The organism is Blautia sp. MSK17_66 (assembly GCF_020538025.1).
GTDB lineage: Bacteria > Bacillota > Clostridia > Lachnospirales > Lachnospiraceae > Blautia_A.
In genome coordinates, this window is record NZ_JAJBNQ010000016.1 from 41,417 (window position 1) to 63,598 (window position 22,182).

Here is a 22,182-nt window from a genome sequence, read left to right on the forward strand (position 1 = left end):
CTATTTCACAGAATTATTGATTGATTTTGGTTTATATTGCACAAAAATGCGTGTTTTCGGGTCACCTCTGACTGAATCCGTTCATATTCAGTCAGAGGGTTACGGAATAGTTACGGAATACTACATTCTGAATTATTACGAAACATCAATATTTCTTCCTCTGTATGCTGCAAATCCGCCTGTCACAGAGCTTGTTTTATACCCTCTTCGGGCAAGCTCTCTGGCAGCTGCCATACTTGCACCTCCTCTGTCGCAGTAAAAAACAAGGAACTTATCCTTTGGAAATGCATATCCGCCTTCCAGTTCCTCATATGGTACATTGACTGCTCCCTTTATGTGACTTCGCTCATAAACACTGTGTTCTCTTAAATCTATGATCCACGCATCCGGCTGCCCGACAAAATGATCGAGCATCTTTGCAGAAATGGTTTTGATAGGCGACATGGCAAACTTTCCTTTTTCTTTATCATATGTAGGAATTCTGTTCCTGCAACCATCTGCGTTTTATATGAAAACAGGCTTCGCAGTTTTGCGAAGCCTGTCTTCTGCTTTCAGAAGGGAAAAAAGTTGCCTGAAATTCTGTTTTATATTATTTTTTGTCGGAGTATTCGTCCTGTTCTCTGTTGTATGCACTGGATGCTTTGTTGCGGGATGTGTTCTTTGAAGAATTTGCAGAGCTGTTTTTACCGCAGTTCTGGCTGTCTACCGCATTTCTGGAAGTTGTTTTGTCAGTACTGTAGTTGCCTGTTTTGTTCTGATTTTCATAATTTTTTGCCATTTTAATATTCCTCCTGGTGTAATCTTGTGACTGCCGGATTCGACAGTCGTTTTTTTATTACATCAGCTATTATTTCTCTTTGCGGCAGAAATTATACAGGATTTATAATTTTTTCATTGAGCGGAGCGGTTTTTTTGCTTTATTGGAACATTACGGAGTAATTTCCTATAAAGTAAAAAAGGAAATCCCCGGCAGGGGAGCTGCCAGGGATTTCCAGGGGAGTATAAATAATTAAATAAGGGGTTATGTAAAAAAAATTTTTGAAGGGTAAATTCTTTTTACAAGAAAGATTATAATATAGTTCCATGAAAAAAGCAATAACATTTCGCGATTTATGCTTTGTATGTTAAGCATAAATATTATCTTTTCCTTTATTTATGAGTCTTTTTGATACTTTTTTTCGCTGATTTTTCTATTTTTGAGCTGATTTTTCGATATTATATACGGTTTCTGTAAACAATTACAACAAAATAGTTATTATTTAGTAACTGTTCACAGGTAATATTCCCTCTCTGTTCAGAATTCTTTATTTGTGCTAGAATATAAGCTATAAAAAATTTCTACAGGATGATATTATGACAAATTCAACAAATTCATTCAAAAATAAAGTGATACGAAAACTCAAAAGTGGCACCTGGTATCCTTTTTATAACACCTTTTATGAAAAAGTGCCAATCGACCGACGCGAGATTCTTCTTGCGTCCAGAAGCGGAATTTCCCTGGAAAGCAATATTCTGGCCATTCTGACAGAGCTTTCCCGTCCGGAATACCGCAAATTCAAAAAAGTCCTGGCTGTTCAGAAGAATTCCAGGGAACAGATTGAAAAGAAGCTCGCTCACTATCATATTTCTGTGGACAAGATCGTCCATATGAGTACGCCGGATTACTACTATCATCTGGCAAAAGCCGGATATCTCATCAACGATACCACCTTCCCCGGACGCTATATTAAGAAAAAGGGACAGATTTATCTGAATGTCTGGCATGGGACTCCGCTTAAACGAATGGGGCAGGACAATGAAGAAGAACGTTATGATATGGGAAATATCATGCGAAATCTTCTGATGTCTGACTACCTTGTTTTTCCTAATCTATATATGGAAGAAAAAATGTCAGGAGCGTTCAATCTGACCGAACTTTATCAGGGAACTGTTCTGCATGAGGGCTATCCGCGAAACTCTGTTTTCTTTGATCAGGAGCATGGAAAACTACTTAAGGAAACTCTCGGATACCAGGACTGCCAGCTCAGTGTTTATATGCCGACCTTCCGCGGACATACTGATGATGTGGAGGGTGATACTTATGTTGAGCAGGTACGCCGTTATCTTGAAGTTCTGGATCAGGGTATGCAGGATAACCAGATTCTTCTGCTCAAGCTGCATCCTCTTGTTCAGAAGGGGCTCGACCTTGACAGTTACCATCATATCCGTCCTTTTCCATCAGAGCTTGATACCTATGATGTACTGAATGCCTGTGATGTACTGATCACAGATTATTCCAGTGTCATGTACGATTTTGCAAATACAGGCCGCAAGATCATCCTTTTTGCCTATGATCTGGAAGACTATATGGGGCACCGGGGAATGTATGAAGACATCCGTTCTTATCCGTTCCCGATCGTCAGGACACCAGAGGCACTCCTTGCGGAGCTTCGAAATCCGGGCGGCAGTGCTGACAGAGAATTCCTTGATAAGTACTGTAGCTTTGATCGACAGCAGGCAACCCGAAATATCTGCCGCCATGTACTTCTCGGCAAATATCTGTGTCAGGAACACAGGATGCCGGTGACGACGAAGAAAAAAGTTCTTCTCTATGCCGGAAGCCTCAAGCCCAACGGAATCACGACTGCATATTTCAGTATGCTCCGGCACCTCGATACAGATGCCTGTGATTATTATATTTCCTACCGTTCACCATCTCTCAAGGAACATCCGGAGCGTCTGAACGGAATACCTGAAGGATACCACTACTATCCTCTCGCCACAGAAATGAACCTCGATGTTCTCACCGGAATAGCCCAGATTCTGTATCTCAAATGGGGAATTACCTCCTTTGGCGTACAGAAGCGTCTTCAGAAAGCCTACCGCCGGGAATGGCAGAAGCATTTCGGATCAGCCGCCTTCGATCAGGTCGTTCACTACGACGGTTACGAAAACTATATGATCGCACTGTTTGAGCAGGCCCCCTGTATCAGAACCATCTGGGTTCATAATGATATGGAACGGGAAATCCAGGCCAAGGGAAATCCAAGCCTGCCTCTTCTGAAGCATGCATATGCCACCTACGACCATGTTGTTCCTGTCGGCGAAGATATCCGTCCTGCTGTGGAGCGTATTGGCGGCCGGACAGACAATTTGCAGGTGATCGAAAACTATATGGATATCGAGGATATCCGTTCCCGTGCACAGCTTCCTCTGACTTTTGATCCGGAAACCAGATCCAACGCTTCTCTTAGAAAGCTTCAGAAGATTCTGGACTGTTCCGATACAAAATTCATCAATATCGGACGATACGCTCCCGAAAAGGGTCAGGAGAGACTGATTCGTGCTTTTGATCAGTTCTGGCATACCCATCCAAAGACATGGCTGATCATCATCGGCGGAATGGGTGATCTGTACGAAAGTCTTCGCCGCCTTGCCAGAAGTCTGGATTCCGGGAAACATATCGTACTTCTGAAATCCATGAGTAATCCGATGCCGGTTCTGAGTCGATGTGACTTTTTTATCCTCTCTTCCTTCTATGAAGGACAGGTACTTGTTGTTCCAGAGGCAGATGTACTCGGCCTTCCGGTTGCAGCCTGCGATGTCAACGGAGCCAGATCCTTCCTCAAAGAATATGGCGGTACACTTTTGCCTGACAGTGAAGAAGGAATTCTTCAGGGCATGGAAATGTACGCTGCGGGTGAAATACAGCCTCTTCATGTCGATTACGAAAAAAGAAATCAAAAGATCATTCAGAAATGTGAGGTTCTTTTCCAGGAATGAGGCTCTGACTGTCTGTCTTTTATACACTATAATAAACGGAGAAAACATTTATGAAATCTTATCACCAGAAATTTATATCCGACCATCCACTTGAATCTACACCTATGGCTGAAATTGCGGGCTTTCCAGTCCGTCCGGGTATTTTTGACCTGAATGGAGCTTCCCCTCTGCAGAATGGTGTAAACTTTACCATCCATACCTGCGGCGGAACTTCCTGTGAGCTTCTTCTCTTCCATCGGGCCCAGGAGGAACCCTTTGCGGTTCTTCCTTTCCCGGAGGCCTACAAGATCGGAGATGTCTATTCCATGATCGTCTACGGACTTAATATCGAAGAATTCGAGTATGCCTATCGCGTGGACGGTCCTTACTGTCCAGAAAAGGGACTCCTCTTTGACAAGAACAACATCCTTCTGGATCCTTACGCCAGAGCCGTTGCCGGTCAGCGAACCTGGGGAATCCGCTGGGATCACACCTACCATGCACGAGTTGTAAAGGATACCTTTGACTGGGGTGATGTCCCTCAGTCCAAAAAAGAACTCTGTGACCTGATCATCTATGAACTTCATGTAAGAGATTTTACTCACCATCCGTCCTCCGGTGTACAGCACAGAGGAACCTTTGCCGGGCTTATGGAAAAAATCCCCTACCTCAAAGAACTCGGGATCAACGCAGTAGAACTGATGCCTATTTTTGAGTTCGATGAAACCATGAATGCAAGAACTGTAAACGGAACACAGCTTCTGGAATGCTGGGGGTATAATACGGTCAGTTTCTTCGCACCGAACAGCAGCTATTCTTCTGCCAATGAACACAACCGTGAGGGAACAGAGCTCAAGACTCTGATCCGCGAACTTCATGCAAACGGCATCGAAGTTATCCTGGATGTTGTATTTAACCATACTGCAGAAGGAAATGAAAAGGGGCCTTCCTTCAGCTTCAAGGGATTCGACAACAACATTTACTATATGCTGACTCCGGACGGAAATTACTACAACTTCAGCGGCTGCGGAAACACTCTGAACTGTAACCATCCTGTCGTTCAGCAGCTGATCCTGGAATGCCTGCGCTACTGGACCATCAGTTACCGTGTTGACGGTTTCCGTTTTGATCTCGCCAGCATTCTCGGACGAAACGAGGATGGTTCTCCGATGAACAACCCTCCTCTTCTGCGTACCCTCGCTGATGATCCGATCTTAAGCAACGTCAAGCTGATCGCAGAGGCATGGGACGCCGGCGGTCTTTATCAGGTCGGCAGCTTCCCGGCAAGCGGACGCTGGGCCGAATGGAATGGACGCTACCGTGATTCTCTCAGAGGCTTTCTCAAAGGCGACTGCTGGCAGGCATGGGACGCTGCCTGGAGTATCTCCGGATCCGGTGACCTCTATGGCGGTTTTTATGGAAATAACAAGAACAACTATGCAGGATATAATTCCTGTGTCAACTTCCTGACCTGTCACGATGGATTTACTCTTTATGACCTTTACGCCTACAACGACAAACACAATGAAGCAAATGGATGGGACAATGCAGACGGTGCCAACGACAACCGAAGCTGGAACTGCGGTGCTGAGGGTGAAACCGATGATCCTGAGGTGCTTTCCCTTCGCTACCGTATGATCCGCAATGCCTGCGCTGTCCTGATGTGCAGCCGCGGAACTCCTATGTTCCTCTCAGGTGATGAATTCGGAAATACAAAATTCGGAAACAACAACAGTTACTGTCAGGACAGCAAGATCTCCTGGCTCGACTGGCGCATGCTCGAAAAGAACCGTGATCTCTTTGAATTCTTCAAATTTATGATTGCCTTCCGTCAACAGCACACTGTTATCCACAAAAAACTCCCGGATTCTGTCTGTGGCATGGATCCTATCCACACTTATAACCTCAATGCAGAAGAAGTGGATATTCCAAGAGATGCACATACCTTCTGTGTCAGCTTTACAGGTTATGACAAGAATAAAGGAAAAGATGATCTTGTCTACATCGCAGTCAATACCTACTGGGAGGACGTGACCATCACCCTGCCAAATCTTCAGGGACACGGTGCATGGCACTTAAGCGTCAATACCTATGGAGATGAGAACGGACGTTACTGCTACCCGGATGGTCAGGATCCTCGTATTGACAGTACTTTTATCCTTCGTCCTCGAACGGTTGCAGTATTTACCGGAAAAGATCATTGATTATTTTTTAAAGCTTCAAAAACAAATGAGCTGGTATATCAATTTACACCAGCTCATTTGTTTTATTTATTTCTTAATCTGTCCATAATAAGCATTTGCACCATGTTTACGATAGTAATGCTTGTCCTGTAATTCCTGAGGTGCCGGTTTCACCTGTGGATTGATCGTCTCACAACGGCATGCCATTTTTGCTACTTCTTCGAGAACCACTGCATTGTGTACCGCCTCGTGAGCGTCCTTGCCCCAGGTAAAAGGTCCATGATTCTTGCAAAGCACTGCCGGAACAGCCTCATAATCACTGTTCTTGAAATACTCCGCGATCAGAACACCTGTATTCTTCTCATAAGCTTCATCAATCTCTTCTTTTGTCAGATTACGTACGCACGGAACTTCACCATAAATATAATCTGCATGAGTTGTTCCATAGCATGGAATAGATCTTCCTGCCTGTGCCCAGCTTGTTGCCCACGGAGAATGTGTATGCACGATTCCTCCGATATTCGGGAAGGCATTATAAAGAACGACATGTGTTGCAGTGTCAGAAGACGGATTGTATTCCCCTTCAACTTTATTTCCCTCAAGATCCACAACTACCATATCTTCCGGTCTGAGTTTATCATAATCCACACCACTCGGTTTGATAACGAACAGCCCCTTTTCACGGTCAATACCACTGACATTTCCCCAGGTAAAAGTAACCAGTCCGTATTTCGGAAGATCCATATTGGCTTTATATACTTCTTCTTTTAATTTTTCAAGCATTGTCTTACTCCTCTATACAAAACTCAAGTCCCTGCTTTTCTATGTACAGTAACTTATGTTTTATCCTTTAACTCTACCAGATATCAGACTCTACTGCTGCTCTCTCAACAGGAAGACCTTTGAGATATCTGTCCATAAACTCATTGAATCCCTGAACTCCTTCTGGTTCCGGATCCAATGTACTTCCTTCATTGCCTGCAAATACACGGTTATCCAGGAATTCATCCAAAGTCTCTCCGTCTTTCTTATCCACCAGATAAGCTGCCAGAAGTGCAATACCCCATGCGCCGCCCTCACCTGCTGTTGACATAACGGAAACCGGTGCATTCACTGCATCTGCAAGAATCTGCTGTCCGACACCTTTGGTCTTGAACAATCCGCCATGACCTAAGAGTCTTTCAATCTTTACATGCTCCTGATCGATCAGGATATTTAATCCAACGCGCATTGCTCCAAGACAGGTGTAAAGATTTGTTCTCATAAAGTTTGCAAGTGTGAATTTACTCTCAGGAGAACGGACAAATAACGGACGGCCTTCTTCAAAGCCTGTCATATGCTCTCCGGAGAAATAACAGTAGGACAGAAGTCCACCACAGTCCGGATCGCCTTCCATAGCTTTATTATAGAGGGTTCCAAAAAGTTTGTTCATATCCACTTCCATTCCCATTGCTTCTGCAAACTCTTTAAATACATTTACCCATGCATTCAGATCAGAAGTACAGTTGTTGGAATGCGCCATGGCAACTGCATCACCTGCAGGTGTAGTTACCATATCGATTTCTTTGTATGGTTTGGAAAGTGCCTTCTCAAGAACGATCATTGCAAATACGGAAGTACCTGCGGAAACATTTCCTGTACGCTGTTTTACGCTGTTGGTTGCCACCATACCGGTTCCTGCATCGCCCTCCGGAGGGCACATCGGTATTCCGGCCTTCAGTTTACCAGTCGGATCAAGGAATCTGGCTCCTTCCTCCGTCAGAGTACCGGCATCCTGTCCTGCAACCATAACTTCCGGCATAATATCGCGAAGTTTCCACGGAAATCCGTAAGATTCTACCAGACTGTCAAACTTATCAACCATCTCCTGGTTGTAATCTTTCGTCTTTGAATCAACAGGGAACATACCTGCCGCATCACCAATACCAAGAACACGCTTTCCTGTCAGCATACGATGCACATACGCTTCCAGTGTACACATATAGTCGATGTCCTTCACATGCTCTTCTCCGTTCAGGATCGCCTGATACAGATGTGCGATACTCCATCTCTGCGGAATATTGTACTGGAAAAGCTCCATCAGCTTCTCAGATGCCTCACCTGTGATATTATTTCTCCAGGTACGGAACGGAACAAGAAGTTTACCCTCTTTGTCAAACGGCATATATCCATGCATCATGGCACTGATTCCAAGTGCACCGACACTTGTCAGCTCTACACCGTATTTTTCCTGTACATCTTTTGTCAGATCACTGTAACTTCCCTGTAATCCTTTATGAATATCATCCAGAGAATAGGTCCACACACCGTTTTCGTAGCGGTTTTCCCATTCATAGCTTCCGGATGCGATCGGATTATATCTGTCATCTACCAGAACCGCTTTGATTCTGGTAGATCCAAATTCTATTCCAAGTGCTGTTTTGTTGTTCAAAATAGCTGTCTTTGCTTCATTTACACTCATTGTAAATCCTCCCAACTTCTGTGATTGCCACATCCGCCGCTTTATTTTCTGAATGCGATCTCATTCCATCTCAGTTCATTTTTGAAGTTGCGGATGGTTGTGTCTTTGTCAATGTAGACAGCTTCGATTCCCATTGCTGCTGCCCAGTCACCCATCTGTTCAGCTGTCAGATCATATGAGAATGCAGTATGATGAGCACCGCCTGCGAGGATCCATGCCTCTGCTCCTGTTGCCAGATTCGGCTGCGGAGTCCAGAATGCACTTCCTACCGGGAGCTTCGGCATCGGTTTCTCAACCTTCTTGCAGTCTACATCATTGATGATCAGACGGAAACGGTCTCCCAGGTCTACCAGAGAGGTTGCGATTGCCGGACCTGTCTTGGACGTGAATACAAGTCTTGCCGGATCTTCTCTGTCACCCATGGAGAGCGGGCATACCTTAATGCCAATCTTTCCATCAGCAACCGTCGGGCATACCTCCAGCATATGAGACTGAAGAATGCCTTCTTTGCCAGGAACAAGATTATATGTATAGTCCTCCATGAAAGAAGTTCCCTTTGCATCCTTCACACCTGCAGTCATGATCTTCATCAGACGTACCATTGCTGCTGTCTTCCAGTCACCTTCAGCGCCAAATCCATATCCCTTCTCCATCAGACGCTGCATGGCCAGTCCCGGAAGCTGCTGTAAGCTGCCAAGATCACCGAAATGAGTAACCACTGCCTGGTAGTTTTTCTCTTCCAGGAATCTCTCAAATCCAATCTCGATCGCTGCCTGTACTGCTACATGACGTTTGAATTCCTCCGGGTCTCTACCCTCAAGAAGAATATCATATTTATTATAATATTCTTCAACTAAAACATCAACATCACCTTTTTTGACATCTTTTACATATTCGCATACTTCGTTGATCGGATATGCATCCACTTCCCATCCGAATTTGATCTGTGCCTCAACTTTGTCACCTTCTGTAACAGCGACGTTTCTCATGTTATCAGCAACACGGCATACACGGATATGGCTGCTCTCCATGATTCCGACTGCGGTACGCATCCAGGATGCCAGTCTTTCCTGTACAGCTTTGTCAGCCCAGTGACCAACGATTACTTTTCTTTCAATTCCCATACGGGTAACAATATGGCCATACTCTCTTCCACCATGAGCAGACTGATTTTCATTCATAAAATCCATATCAATTGTGTCATACGGAATTTCCTGATTAAACTGTGTATGCAGATGGCAGAGCGGTTTTCTGTATTCTTTCAGACCAAGGATCCATGATTTTGCCGGTGAGAAAGTATGCATCCATGTGATAACACCAGCACATTCATCATCTGCATTGGCATCGTTAAAGGTCTTACGGATCAGCTCATTTGTGATCAGGGTCGGCTTCCATACCAGTTCAAAAGGAAGTACTCCTGATTTGTTCAGTTCCTCTACAATGATTCTGGAATGTTCTGCTACTTTTCTTAAGCATTCATCTCCGTAAAGATCCTGTGAACCTGTGCAAAACCAGAACTTATAATTTTTTCCTGTGATCATAATTTAAAACCTTCCTTTTTTTTATATCTTATCATTTTAATGTACAAAAACATATTGTAATTTTTAATATTATTTTTTCTTCTTTGCAGATGCCAGTACTGACTGGATGACGATGAAGAAGCAGAGCAGTGCGGAGAGTACGATTCGTACCCACCAGCTTGATAAAGTACCCTGTGCAGTAATCAGACTGGAGATCGTTCCTTTGATCAGTACACCAAACATGGAACCGATCGGAGTACCAACACCACCTGAAAGAAGAGTTCCACCGATAACGGCTGAGGAAATTGCATCCATCTCGAGACCTTTTGCCTGCTCTACGAATCCTGCACAGCTGTTCAGGCAGAAAAGGAATCCACCAAGACCTGCCAGAAATCCATCCAGGACATAGGCACGGAACATGGTTTTCTTAACATCCAGACCCATCATAAGAGCACTCTGTCTGTTTCCGCCGATCGCATACAGTTTCCGTCCAAATTTAAAATATTTCAGAAGAACTGCAATGATCAGAACTACAATAATTGCGATCACAACTGTCGGCGGAATGTATGCCGGAATAAATTTCCCCTTTTTATTCGTAGAACCAAATGGCATATAGAAACGGTAGTTTGCCCATTTCAGGAAAAGTTCATTTTTGATGGATATCATATCAGTGCTGATAATGGCTGTCATACCACGTCCGAAGAACATACCTGCAAGTGTTACGATAAATGGCTGAATACCCATATATGTAACCAGAAATCCCTGTACAACACCAAAGGCAAGACCGATCAGAAGTGCTGCAAGTACTGCAACATATGCACTCACGCCTTTATTTTCCATAAGATCCGCCATGACCATGCAGACAAGTGCTGTCACAGAACCAACGGAAATATCAATCCCTCCGGTGATCATAACAATCGTCAGTCCACAGGAGATAACCAGAAGACCTGCATTGGATACAAAAAGATTCAGAAACATCTGTGGTTTTGCAAAACCTTTATCTGCAAAGATCACCATGCCTGCCGCATACATTACAAAGAACAGGACAATTGTGATCAGCAGCAGAAATCCGGAACTTGTCATTTTCTTTTTCTGTTTCATCATTTCTGACCTCCCTCTGCTGCAACGGAAACTTTTTTGCTTCTGTGGCTTTCAATAAATTTCTTGAACACATCACTCTGCAGAGTAACAATGATAATAACGACGATCGCTTTGTAAACCGGAAGCTGATCGGCTTTTACATTCATTGCATACAGAGTTGTCGTCAGTGCCTGGATCGTATAGGCTCCGATCACAGAACCAATAAGACTGAATTTACCACCACCGAGGAAGTTGCCGCCAAGCGCGACTGCCAGGATGGCATCCATCTCAAGGTTCAGACCAATGTTGTTGGCATCTGCAGAATAAATACGGCTGGATGCCACCAGTCCTGCGATTCCTGCAAGAACACCGCAGATCACATAGGTCAGGAATTTGATCATTGTGGAATTTAATCCTACAAGTCTTGCTGCCTTTCCATTGATACCAACGCTCTCAATATAAAGTCCAAGAGCTGTTTTCTTCAGGATAAGTGCAACGATGACTACCGTTACAATTGCAAAAAGCACTGGTGTCGGAACCGGAGATTTACCGATATATCCACCTGCCATCTGGAAAGATGGTACACGGATATAAGTAATCTGTCCATTTGTCACAAGCTGTGCAATACCACGTCCTGCCGTATAGAGGATCAGGGTTGCGACCATCGGCTGAATATTCAGCTTTGCTACCAGAAATCCATTAAATGCTCCGCAGAGTGCTGCCGCAAGAAGTGCTGCGATCACGGCAAGAATCAGAGAATTCTGATATGCCGTCACAGAAGATGCACCACCGGATAAAATCTGACAGCAGACAGCAGCTGCAACTGCCATGACTGCACCAACGCTGATATCCTGTCCACCGGACGCTGCAGTTACAAGTGTCATGCCGACTGCAAGAATGACCAGTTCGGATGCACGGTTGATAACATCAATAACATATCCATAGAAAACACCGTTTCGAATCGTAATATTGAAGAAGTCCGGGGTCTTGATCACATTGATCAGAAGAACCGCTATCAGACACACGACAGGAAGAAAAAGCCGTGCACTTGTGATCTTTTTGAATTTACTTTTATTCATTCTTATCGTCACCTCCTGCAATTGCTTTCATGATATTACTCTGTGAAAGCTCGCTCTCTTCCAGTTCTCCTACCTTTTCCCCGTCACGGAGAACTGCCATTCTGGAACAGGTACGGAGCATTTCTTCTACTTCTGAAGAGATAAAGGTTACTGCCATTCCCTGGTCAGCCAGATCAAGAACAATCTTCTGGATTTCTGTCTTGGTACCGATATCAATGCCTCGTGTCGGCTCATCCAGAATCAGATATTCCGGATTTGTCAGAAGCCAGCGTCCAAGGATAACCTTCTGCTGATTACCACCGGAAAGACTCTTGATCGGAGTTTCCCGGCTTGCCGTCTTGATCTGAAGCATTTCAATATATTTATCTGCTGCCTCTTCCATCTCCTTACGACTCAGTGGATGGAACATCCCCCTCTTGGCCTGAAGTGCAATGATAATATTTTCTCTTACAGAAAGATCTGCAATGATTCCTTCTGCCTTACGGTCTTCCGGAAGATATGCCATTCCAAGCTTCATGGCATCCAGCGGACTGCCAATCTTCGCTTCTTTACCATTTACTTTCAGCGTACCACTGTCAGCCTTATCAGCACCATAGATGGCACGCACCAGTTCCGAACGTCCTGAACCCAGAAGCCCGGTAAGTCCGATAACCTCACCTTTGTTGATCTTGAGATTAAATGGTCTGATCGTTCCCTTATGCCCGATACCATTTGCCTCAATGACCGGAGTTTCTGAGAACATTTTCTTATCCTTATGATTTCCCTTGATGTCTGCCAGATCATCAAAATCCTTGCCCATCATCTTTGCAACCAGCATAACTCTTGGAAGATCTTTTGTCTCATATTCTCCTACCAGTTCTCCGTTACGAAGTACTGTAATGCGGTCGCAGACTGCATATACCTGTTCCAGAAAATGTGTTACGAAAATGATTCCTACACCTTCCTCACGAAGTCTTCGCATCAGGACAAACAGTTTCTCAACCTCTTCATCATCCAGAGAAGAAGTAGGCTCATCCAGGATGAGAACCTTACATTTCATATCTACAGCTCGTGCGATCGCGATCATCTGCTGGATTGCTACAGAACATTCATCCAGCATCTGTGTCGGCGGAACATTGATATTCAGACTTTCCAGAAGCTTTGCTGAACGTGCATTCATCTCTTTCCAGTTGATCATTCCGACCTTGTTTCGTGGCTCACGTCCGATAAACAGATTTTCCGCAACTGTCAGATTCGGGCAAAGGTTTACTTCCTGATACACTGTGCTGATTCCATTTGCCTGTGCCTCCTGCGGAGAGTGGTTGATAATGTCTTTATTTTCACCATTCATATGAATGGAACCGCTTTCGAATTCATGTACACCGGTCAGAACTTTGATCAGTGTTGATTTTCCGGCTCCGTTTTCTCCCATCAGTGCATGGATCTCACCCTTGCGAAGGGTAAAGTCCACATGGGAAAGGGCACGGACACCGGTGAAATTTTTGCTTATATCACGCATTTCCAAAACAATATTTTGTTCCATTTTCTTTCCTCCATTCCCTTATTTTTCTTGATTTTCCCTGTTTTTGAGCACAAAAGGGGCGTGGCCCATAAAATCCTCTTATCTGGATCCTATTCCACGCCCCGGGCTCGTTTCTTATCAATCTCTTTCAGTTTACAGTTTTATGTCTCAAGGATTAGTATGCACGTCCGTCGATGATTTCCTGAGTGATTGGAGTGATTTCATAGTCTGTTCCATCAACAGTTACTTTTGTTACAGTATCGTCAGCTGCAAATGCAACTTCATCTACATATGCCTGTTTCTCAACTTCTTCTCCTGCTTCCAGTTTCTGGATGATCTCTTCTACACGTGGTCCGTGAAGCGGATTACACTCTGTATCACAGGTGATCTCACCGGAAAGTGTCTGGGTAAGACCTGCATTTGTTGTATCGAAGGACATTACAAGAATCTGACCTTCCTCGCCGCCTACTTCATATCCTGCTGCTTTGATTGCATCAATTGCACCGAATGCTTCATTATCATTCTCACAGTATACAACATCGATATCATCACCGCTCTGTTTCAGGATGGACTCCATAACTTCCTGACCTTTGGCCTGTGTAAATTCACCAGACTGCTGAGCAAGTGTTGTCCAGTTGTCATGAGCTTCTACAGCTTCGTCAAATCCTTCTGTACGTCCGATCTGTGCAGATGCTCCGATTGTTCCCTGGATATCAACAAGGTTGATTTCTTCATCGCCGCGGCCTTTGGCTTCCAGATATGCATCCAGCCATGCCATTGCTTTCTGACCTTCAAGTTTGAAGTTGGAACCTACCCATGCTGTGTAAAGGCTGTCATCAGATACATCTACCATACGGTCAACGATGATGACCGGAATTCCTGCATCCTTTGCTTCCTGAAGAACGGTATCCCATCCGGTCTCGGTTACAGGTGCAAGTACGATATAGTCAACTTCCTGCTGAATGAAGTTACGGATCGCTGTCAGCTGATTTTCCTGTTTCTGCTGTGCATCATCAAAGATCAGTTCATATCCGTTCTCCTCAGAGAAAGTAGATTTCATGGATTCTGTGTTTGCAGTACGCCAGTCAGATTCTGCTCCTACCTGAGAGAAACCTACTGTAATTGTATCAGCGCCATCATCGGCTGCCATAACATTCACTGCGGAAAGTCCTGCTAACATAGATACTGCCAAAAGCGCTGTCACCATTTTTTTCTTCATTTTGTAATCCTCCCTTTACATTTGTCCGTGTTTTTTAAGATGGTTTTATTATAGCAATTTCAATATAAAACTCCATAGATTATTTTCGGAAAAAAGTACACTCTTTTATCTGCTTTGCAATAACAATCTTAAAAAGTTGATTTTTTTACGATTTTGGTTGAATATTTTTTCCAAGTCGAATTTCTATTGTTGTGCCTTTTCCTTCCTCGGATGAAATCTGCATTCCATATCCCGGTCCATAATACAGCGAAATACGTTCTGCGACCGCCGCAAGCCCAAATCCTGCCCTCTTTCCTGTGCGGATCGCCTCCTGTACTTCATGCAGCCGTTCCGGCGTCATTCCCTGTCCGTTATCACTGACCGTAAGAACCAGGGCATCCCCTTCTTCTCTTCCTTCTATCAGAATCTTACCTTTGCCTCGTCGATTCTTGATCCCATGATAAATGGCATTTTCTGCCAGCGGCTGAATGGAAAGCTTGGGAACGGGAATTCCCCCGAGTTCCTCCGGTATATGGATCTCAAACTCCAGAATATCCCTGTAGCGGTACTGCTGTATCTCCAGATAACTCAATGTATGACGCTCTTCCTCTGAAAGAGGGATAATATCATTTCCCTTAGAAAGCGACGTCCGAAAAAAAACAGACAGACTGGAGATCATATCCACTGCATCCTCTGTCATCCCGCCCTCGATCAGCCAGACAATCGTGTCCAGTGTATTGTACAGAAAATGCGGGTTCACCTGTGCCTGGATCAGCTGCAGTTCTGTCAGATGCTGCATTTCCTTTTCCTGACGGACATTCTCCAGAAGAGCATTGATCTTTCGTGCCATCTTATTGATTCCTTCATCCAGTTCCTCAATCTCTTCAATCTCCGCCCCAACCGGAAGAAGATCAAAATTCCCCCGTCCAACTTTTTTGACTTTATTAAGCATTTCTGTTACCGGATGCGTGATTCCATCGGTCAGCCGGAAGGAACGGCGCATCAGGATCATCAGTGTTCCGATCAGAAGTGCGGTCATTCCTGTGATCAGGATCTTTACCCTATGCGTCAGACTCTTTGCTACCTTTACCAGGTACATAGATTCATTATAAATATAATTCTGCATTTCCTGCATGATCAGACTGGTAATGATACGGATGTTACTGTCCATAAATTCCATCCGTTTATCATATTCTTTGATCTCTGTAAGCTGGATCATCCTTTTCTTCAGATTGTCAAGATAGGATTCCAGGCTTTTCAGAGACTTCATTCCACTCGCGTGATAGGTATTCTGACGCAGCTTCTGCATGATCGCCTGTGCATCCTCTACCTGACCGAGAACATCCTCCAGTTCGCTGCTCTCCTTCGAACCGATCGCTATATAATACATTTCAAGATCCAGATCATCCTTGAAACGAAGATTAAATTCACTGCTGACAGCAAGATTCTCCGAAAGTTTATTGTACTGTCCTGCATAATGCCAGAAAATGATAAGCAGTAATATCATAAGACAGGTCATCGGGATCATGGTAGTGAACAGAAGACGCCGCATACGTTCTTCCAGTTCCATCCGCCTCTTCGGTCTTGCTTCTCTCATCCGCAGCAGCTTCATGCCTTTTCCTCCCGTGCCTTACGGTAATCACTCGGTGTCATTCCCTGTGTCTTTTTGAACAGGTAACTGAAATAGTGTGCATCCTTATATCCAACCTCACCTGCGATCTCACTGGAGCGCATACCTGTACATCGAAGATATTCTTTTGCCTTGTCCATACGAAGGGATGTCAGATATTCAATAAAAGTCTGTCCCATATTCTGGCTGAACAGGGCACTGAAATGGTTCGCACTGACATTTGCAACATTTGCTGCTTTATTTAAGGACATATCCTCTTCCATATAGTGCTGATCAATAAAATCAACTGCGGTCTTCAAAATACTGCGGTTTTTGTTTCCTGAATTGCGGTCACGAAGCTGGATCGCCTGTGAAACCAATTTCTCCGCATACGCAATGGTGCTCTCCATATTCCTTCCGCTTTCTGCCAGAATTTCCTCTGTATCTTCCGGTTCCAGTGTCTTTGTATCACAGCCCAGTTCCTTGAGAAAAGAAAGTACCGAAAAGCGGACATTGAGTATCACATAACTTCTAAACACCACAGATTCCATCGGCTCCTGACCAATTGCATAAAAATAATCCTGTACAAAATTCTCCGTCTCTTCCAGAAGTCCGTTACTCAGAAATTTCTGGAGGATCGTCGGGTTCAGTGCATTGACATCCACTTTCTGCAGATATTCACTGTCATCATTTGTCACATCCTTTTTTTCCATGGCCAGCATTTCATCATAATACAAAACCTTCCCATCATACAGGTATCTCTGAGAAAAAGCTCTCGATGCACTGTGATAGCTTTTCTGAATCTGGCTCAGACGCTCCACGGACTCTCCGACAGCAACAAACCACTCTTTATTATCCTCCTTACGATCAAAAATTTTTCTTATCTCTTCGACACAGATTCTGGTATTTTCCCTGATACTGTTTTTCTCTCCCTTTATCAGGACACCATAAGAAAAAACATTGCTTCTGAACAACATCGCAAAAGGATGCCCTGTAAAAAATTTTTCCAGCATTTCCAGTGACTCCGCTTCCCAGGAAGAGTACCCCTCTCTCTGCCCTGAAAAATCTTCGTTGCAGTTCATAGTAAAGATCAGAACATTATACGACTCCGCAACAATATCCAGCCCCAGCTTTTCTGCTCTTTTGTAAACCTCCATCATATCCAGAGAACCACTTACCAGTGCTTCAAAAAAATCACGGCTGCTGTTTTTCTCATAGGCCTGCATCTCTCTGTGAAATTTTTCGTAATATTCCCTCTGTGTCTTTTCATCCTCATATCTGCTTCGAATTTCTGTAAGCCTCTCGATCAGTGCATTCTTTGTAATAGGTTTCAGAAGGTAATCCTCCACCCCGATATTGATCGCCTGCTTCGCATAATTAAAGTCATCGTACCCACTTAAAATCACAACCTTAAGTCCCGGTACTTCTTTTTTTGCCAGTCTTGCCAGCGTCAGCCCATCCATAAACGGCATTTTAATATCTGTGATCAGAAGATCCGGCTGCTGTCTGATAAGAAGCGGCAGTGCCATTTCTCCATCTGCTGCCTCTCCTACCAGTTCAAACCCTAGATTCTCCCACGGGATCATCCTCTTGATTGTCTCCCGGACGATCACCTCATCTTCTGCCAGAAAAATCTTTAACATATCTCCACCCCTTTATCCTATCTCTTATCATCAGCTAAATCTTTCGTATATACTATACCAGTTGTATTATTTTCAGACAAGTTTGATTTTTACATCCTGATTTTCCTCAAAAAAACAAGCAGTAAAACGAAGAGTTCTTCTTTCTCCGTTTTACTGCTGTATTTTGCCGGTTACTATCTGGGGCGAAAACGCACCAGATAAATGATCACGCCTGCCACCACCATGATCGGAATAAGGATTCCAAGTAAAACAAACAGGATGATCAGCACAACTGCTGCGATCAGAATTGCGATCAGCTTGCCATACCATGTAGAGAAATCCAGTTTGAATGACTTCTGCTTCACCTTCCCACTGTCGGATTTCTGCTCATAGTCAAAACTTGTGTCAGAATATGGCATACCTGCTCCTGTGTCCAGAAGGGTTCGTGCGATCAGCCTGGGATCACCCAACTCCCTCAACACTTCTGACTCACTGTTGCCTGCTGCAGTCCTTTCTTCAATATAACTGCTGTAGTACTGAATATGTGCGGCAATCTGCTGCTCCGACATCTGTCCGGAAAGCTGACTGCGTAAAATATCTAAAAATTCCTTTTTATCCATATTATTTCTCCGTACAACTATAGATATAATAAAGGTATTTTACCACATATATACGTTCAGGCAAAGCTATTGAACTATAAAATTTTCATAAAAAATTACTTAACGATCATTCCGGTCTTTCTGTCACTGAACATTGCTACCTCTGCCAGGAAAATCACTCCAAGGATCAGCTGCTGAAGCTGTGTCGGCATCATCAGCATGACCAGTCCACTGGACAAAACTTTATAAGTCATAACACCAAGAATGATATTGTAGAATTTTACTTTTGCACCACCGTTGACCGGCATTCCGCCAAGTACCAGAGCGATCATGATCTGTGTCTCAAGCTGATTTCCTGCTGTGGAGGTCACGGAGCCGACCTTGATCGCATTTACGAATGCGGCAAGTCCCGTAATGCATCCTGCTGCCATAAAGATAAGGATCTTGGTGCGCTCTACCCGGATACCTGCATATCTTGCAGCAGTTTCTCCTGCACCGATTGCTTTCAGTCTGTAACCAAGTCCTGTGTATGTAAATACAAGATACATAACCACAAAGATGATCACTGTAAAGGTCAGCATAAACGGCAGTGTATTGTATTTGGAAATATCACTGACTGCGTAAACCGGAGAATTTGTTGTCGCATAGGCACAGACTCCGCGGAACAGATACATACTGCAGATGGTAACAATAAAGCTTGTGATTTTTCTCTTGACATTGAAATAACCGTTGACCAGACCGATCAGGCCACCTGTCACGATTCCGCCGATTGCTGCCAGAACCATATTATAATGAGACAGCCAGCAGACTACGATGGACGCTACACCAAGCATGGAACCCTGTGAAAAGTCAAGTCCTCCCATGGTCATGACCATAAATACACCTATAGAAGAGATCAGAAGCATATAGGACTGGCTGAGCAGCAGAGAAAGGTTCTTTGGCTGAAACAGTCTTCCATCTGTCAGAAATGCAAACAAAATACAGATAACAGCAAATCCTGCTATAGGAAGGATCGTACGCACAATAGGACGTTCCAGAAATGGTACTTGTTCAGATGATTTTTTTGTTGTATCCATTTTTTCTCCCCCTTAAATCATATTATCGATCAGATCGGTGTCTTTCAGATCCGGAGACCGGAAAAATTCACCATTGATCCTGCCGTCTTTCATGATCAGAATACGGTCAGCCATACCAAGAAGCTCCATGATTTCTTCGGAGATCATGATAATGGACTTTCCATTTTTTCTCATATCATTCATCATGGCATAAATATCTGCTTTTACCTTGACGTCAATACCACGGGTAGGGGAATCAAGGATGATCAGATCCGAATCCTTGCCAACCCATCGTGCAAGAACGACTTTCTGTTTGTTACCACCGGAAAGTGCAGACACAAACTGGTCAACACCTGTCATTTTGGTACTCATCTGTTTTGCATACTTGTTAGAAAATTCTCTCATTGCCTTTCCACGTAGGAATCCATGTGTCTTAAGATCCTCCAGAGATGGCAGACAGATATTGTTTCCAATCGTATCATTGATGACCAGAGATTCATTATCTCTGTCCTTCGATGCATAGGCGATGCTGTGTTTGATCGCATCCGGAATAGAGTTGATCTGTGTTCCGTCTCCTAAAGTTACCGTTCCCTGACGATAGTAAGAAGCACCAAAAAGAGCTTTTCCAACCTCATGCATACCACATTCAGAAAGACCTCCGATTCCAAGGATTTCTCCTTTGTGAAGCTCCAGATTCAGATCCTCGATCTGCCCTTTCACAGTCACATTTCTGGCAGAAAGAACTACTTCTTTCGATATTTCTTCGCCATAATCTGTACGGTAATAGCTGTCACCGATCTCACGGCCTACCATAAGTGCCTTCAGTCTGTCCGGTGTCGCCTCCTGTTTACTGATGGAACCAATCTTTACACCATCTCGAAGTACGCTGATATTGTCTGACTGCTCAATGACTTCTTCCAGATCATGTGAAATAAAGATTACGCAGTTTCCTGTATCACGTACTCTGTGCATAACTTTAAAAAGTTCTTCACGACCTTTTTGTCCAAGTGCTGTTGTTGTCTCATCTACAACAAGAACCTTCGGATTGAAATAGGTTGCCTTTACGATCTCAACCAACTTTCTGTCCTCAAAGTTATAATCATCAATAACTTTCGTAGCATCGATATAATTAAATCCGTAGCTGTCCAGATATTCCTGTGCCTTTTTATTCATGGCCGCTGTGTTTTTGATGCCGTGTTTTGTAAATTTTTCTTCGTTTCCAAGGAAAATATTTTCTGCTACCGTCAGTCCGGAAAGTGTTCCGATCTCCTGCACAATGATCGCAACTCCCTGATGATTTGCCTCTACCTGGTTTGTTGCCGTAACTTCTTTGCCCTCCAGGATAAACTTACCGGAATCCTTCTGATAGATACCTGTCAGACAGGAAGTAAGTGTGGATTTACCGGAACCATTCTCACCGATCAGGGCATGGATCTCACCTTTTTCGAAGGTAAAGGAAACATTGTCCAGGGCATGTGTGATACCAAAATGTTTATCAATATTTTCCGCTCTTAATAATATCTCACCCATAATCGTCCTCCTATTTCACTACAAGACCTTTGACCGGTTTGGTTGTCAGTGCAACGATCAGAAGCAGTGCTGCTCCGGTAACCACATTCTGAATGGTGGTCGGCGCACCGAGTGCAACGAAACCATTGAACATAAGCTGAATGATCATCTCACCGATCACAATTGCCACTACTGGATGACCATATTTCTTAAACGCCAGTCCAAAGAAGGTTCCCATCAGAGGCGTAAAGTTACGGCTCATAGAAGAAAGGTTCGAAGCAGATGTCATGGAAGTACCAAAGCTGATCGTCAGGATTGCCTGAAGTCCGAAGAAAAATCCGGCAAGTGTAAATGCCACGATTTTGTATTTGGATACATTTACACCCATGTTTTTTGCAACTACTTCGTTGCTTCCGATCGCATAAGTGTAAGTACCGATCTTGGTATATTTCAGAATAAATGCACAGAGGCAGTATGCGATCAATGCCAGGATCAGGTTTACCGGATAATCACCAAAAGCTCTGTATTCTGTAGAAAGGATTACGTTCTTTCCGTTTGTCGCATAGACACTTAAGGCCTCATAGATCAGAGAAAGTGCACAGGTAACGATCAGGGAAGAAATATGTAATTTAATATATACGATTCCGTTGATCAGACCAATGATCGTACCGCAGATCAGCGGTGCAATGATAAGACCTGCATAACCAAATTTTACGCTTGCATTGCAGGCAATGATGGAAGAAAGTACAATATTTGCACCAACACTCATATCAAAAGGTCCCATAACACAGATAAAATAGAGACCGCAGCCGCCCACCGCATAGATCAGGGCAGATTTCATATAGGTTGCCAGCTTGTCCGGGGAACCGAAGGTAGTCGGAGCGAGTACTTTAAACACCGCCCAGAAAACTACAAGCATAACTACCAGAATGCCAATTCCATAATACCGGCTTTGTTTGAGTTTTTTCATAACCATTCTCCTATTCATTTCTTCGCCCGCCAGAAGCAGGAGGCCAACCGCTCAT

Annotated in this window: 17 protein-coding genes; 2 read left to right on the plus strand and 15 right to left on the minus strand. The window is 44.0% G+C overall.

All coding sequences use genetic code 11. The annotated features are described in order from the left end of the window. Positions 1–135: 135 nt before the first annotated feature. Both LIR34_RS09925 and LIR34_RS09930 read right to left on the minus strand, forming a co-directional pair. Complete coding sequence (locus LIR34_RS09925) at positions 136–444, minus strand: rhodanese-like domain-containing protein (protein ID WP_173902654.1); 309 nt, start codon at positions 442–444, stop codon at positions 136–138. A 145-nt stretch (positions 445–589) separates the two neighbouring features. After that, a complete protein-coding gene (locus tag LIR34_RS09930) occupies positions 590–778 on the minus strand; it encodes a hypothetical protein (RefSeq protein ID WP_173902655.1) in 189 nt (62 codons plus the stop codon). Between the two features lie 575 nt (positions 779–1,353). On the opposite strand from LIR34_RS09930, the gene LIR34_RS09935 reads away from it, so the two are divergent. Both LIR34_RS09935 and LIR34_RS09940 read left to right on the plus strand, forming a co-directional pair. Beyond that, a complete protein-coding gene (locus tag LIR34_RS09935; RefSeq protein ID WP_173902656.1) occupies positions 1,354–3,762 on the plus strand; it encodes a CDP-glycerol glycerophosphotransferase family protein in 2,409 nt (802 codons plus the stop codon). Between the two features lie 50 nt (positions 3,763–3,812). Continuing rightward, entirely contained in the window at positions 3,813–5,945 is a 2,133-nt protein-coding gene (locus LIR34_RS09940; protein WP_173902657.1) for a glycogen debranching protein, read from the plus strand. A 66-nt stretch (positions 5,946–6,011) separates the two neighbouring features. Here LIR34_RS09940 and LIR34_RS09945 read toward each other — a convergent pair whose 3' ends face one another. The 13 genes from LIR34_RS09945 to LIR34_RS10005 form a co-directional block, all read right to left on the minus strand. Then, positions 6,012–6,707 carry an L-ribulose-5-phosphate 4-epimerase gene (locus tag LIR34_RS09945; protein ID WP_161285156.1) on the minus strand — a complete coding sequence of 232 codons (696 nt, stop codon included), beginning with the start codon at positions 6,705–6,707 and terminating at the stop codon, positions 6,012–6,014. Between the two features lie 73 nt (positions 6,708–6,780). Beyond that, positions 6,781–8,385: a xylulokinase gene (locus tag LIR34_RS09950; RefSeq protein WP_161285155.1), complete on the minus strand. Its 1,605-nt coding sequence runs from the start codon at positions 8,383–8,385 to the stop codon at positions 6,781–6,783. A 41-nt stretch (positions 8,386–8,426) separates the two neighbouring features. Next, the gene (araA, locus tag LIR34_RS09955; protein WP_161285154.1) at positions 8,427–9,926 is read right to left on the minus strand and encodes an L-arabinose isomerase; all 1,500 of its coding nucleotides are present in this window, start codon (positions 9,924–9,926) and stop codon (positions 8,427–8,429) included. A 69-nt stretch (positions 9,927–9,995) separates the two neighbouring features. Continuing rightward, positions 9,996–11,006, minus strand: coding sequence for an ABC transporter permease subunit (locus LIR34_RS09960; protein WP_173902680.1), 1,011 nt, complete (start codon positions 11,004–11,006; stop codon positions 9,996–9,998). Continuing rightward, on the minus strand, positions 11,006–12,064 hold the full coding sequence (locus LIR34_RS09965; protein WP_173902658.1) for an ABC transporter permease: 1,059 nt from the start codon (positions 12,062–12,064) through the stop codon (positions 11,006–11,008). Before LIR34_RS09965 ends, LIR34_RS09960 begins: the two co-directional genes overlap by 1 nt. After that, the gene (locus tag LIR34_RS09970; protein ID WP_173902659.1) at positions 12,057–13,586 is read right to left on the minus strand and encodes a sugar ABC transporter ATP-binding protein; all 1,530 of its coding nucleotides are present in this window, start codon (positions 13,584–13,586) and stop codon (positions 12,057–12,059) included. The genes LIR34_RS09965 and LIR34_RS09970 overlap by 8 nt, the downstream gene beginning before the upstream one ends. A gap of 154 nt (positions 13,587–13,740) precedes the next feature. Continuing rightward, positions 13,741–14,784 (minus strand): ABC transporter substrate-binding protein, encoded by a 1,044-nt coding sequence (locus LIR34_RS09975; RefSeq protein WP_161285151.1) that lies wholly within the window; start codon positions 14,782–14,784, stop codon positions 13,741–13,743. A 145-nt stretch (positions 14,785–14,929) separates the two neighbouring features. Next, positions 14,930–16,375, minus strand: coding sequence for a sensor histidine kinase (locus LIR34_RS09980; protein ID WP_244092299.1), 1,446 nt, complete (start codon positions 16,373–16,375; stop codon positions 14,930–14,932). Next, positions 16,372–18,015: a response regulator gene (locus LIR34_RS09985; RefSeq protein ID WP_173902660.1), complete on the minus strand. Its 1,644-nt coding sequence runs from the start codon at positions 18,013–18,015 to the stop codon at positions 16,372–16,374. Before LIR34_RS09985 ends, LIR34_RS09980 begins: the two co-directional genes overlap by 4 nt. Before the next feature lie 173 nt (positions 18,016–18,188). Then, a complete protein-coding gene (locus LIR34_RS09990) occupies positions 18,189–18,614 on the minus strand; it encodes a DUF1700 domain-containing protein (protein WP_161285149.1) in 426 nt (141 codons plus the stop codon). Between the two features lie 95 nt (positions 18,615–18,709). Next, complete coding sequence (locus LIR34_RS09995) at positions 18,710–19,669, minus strand: ABC transporter permease (RefSeq protein WP_173902661.1); 960 nt, start codon at positions 19,667–19,669, stop codon at positions 18,710–18,712. Positions 19,670–19,681: 12 nt separating this feature from the next. Further along, on the minus strand, positions 19,682–21,178 hold the full coding sequence (locus tag LIR34_RS10000; protein ID WP_161285147.1) for a sugar ABC transporter ATP-binding protein: 1,497 nt from the start codon (positions 21,176–21,178) through the stop codon (positions 19,682–19,684). A 10-nt stretch (positions 21,179–21,188) separates the two neighbouring features. Continuing rightward, positions 21,189–22,127, minus strand: a complete 939-nt coding sequence (locus LIR34_RS10005) for an ABC transporter permease (RefSeq protein ID WP_161285146.1) — start codon at positions 22,125–22,127, stop codon at positions 21,189–21,191. Positions 22,128–22,182 lie beyond the last annotated feature (55 nt).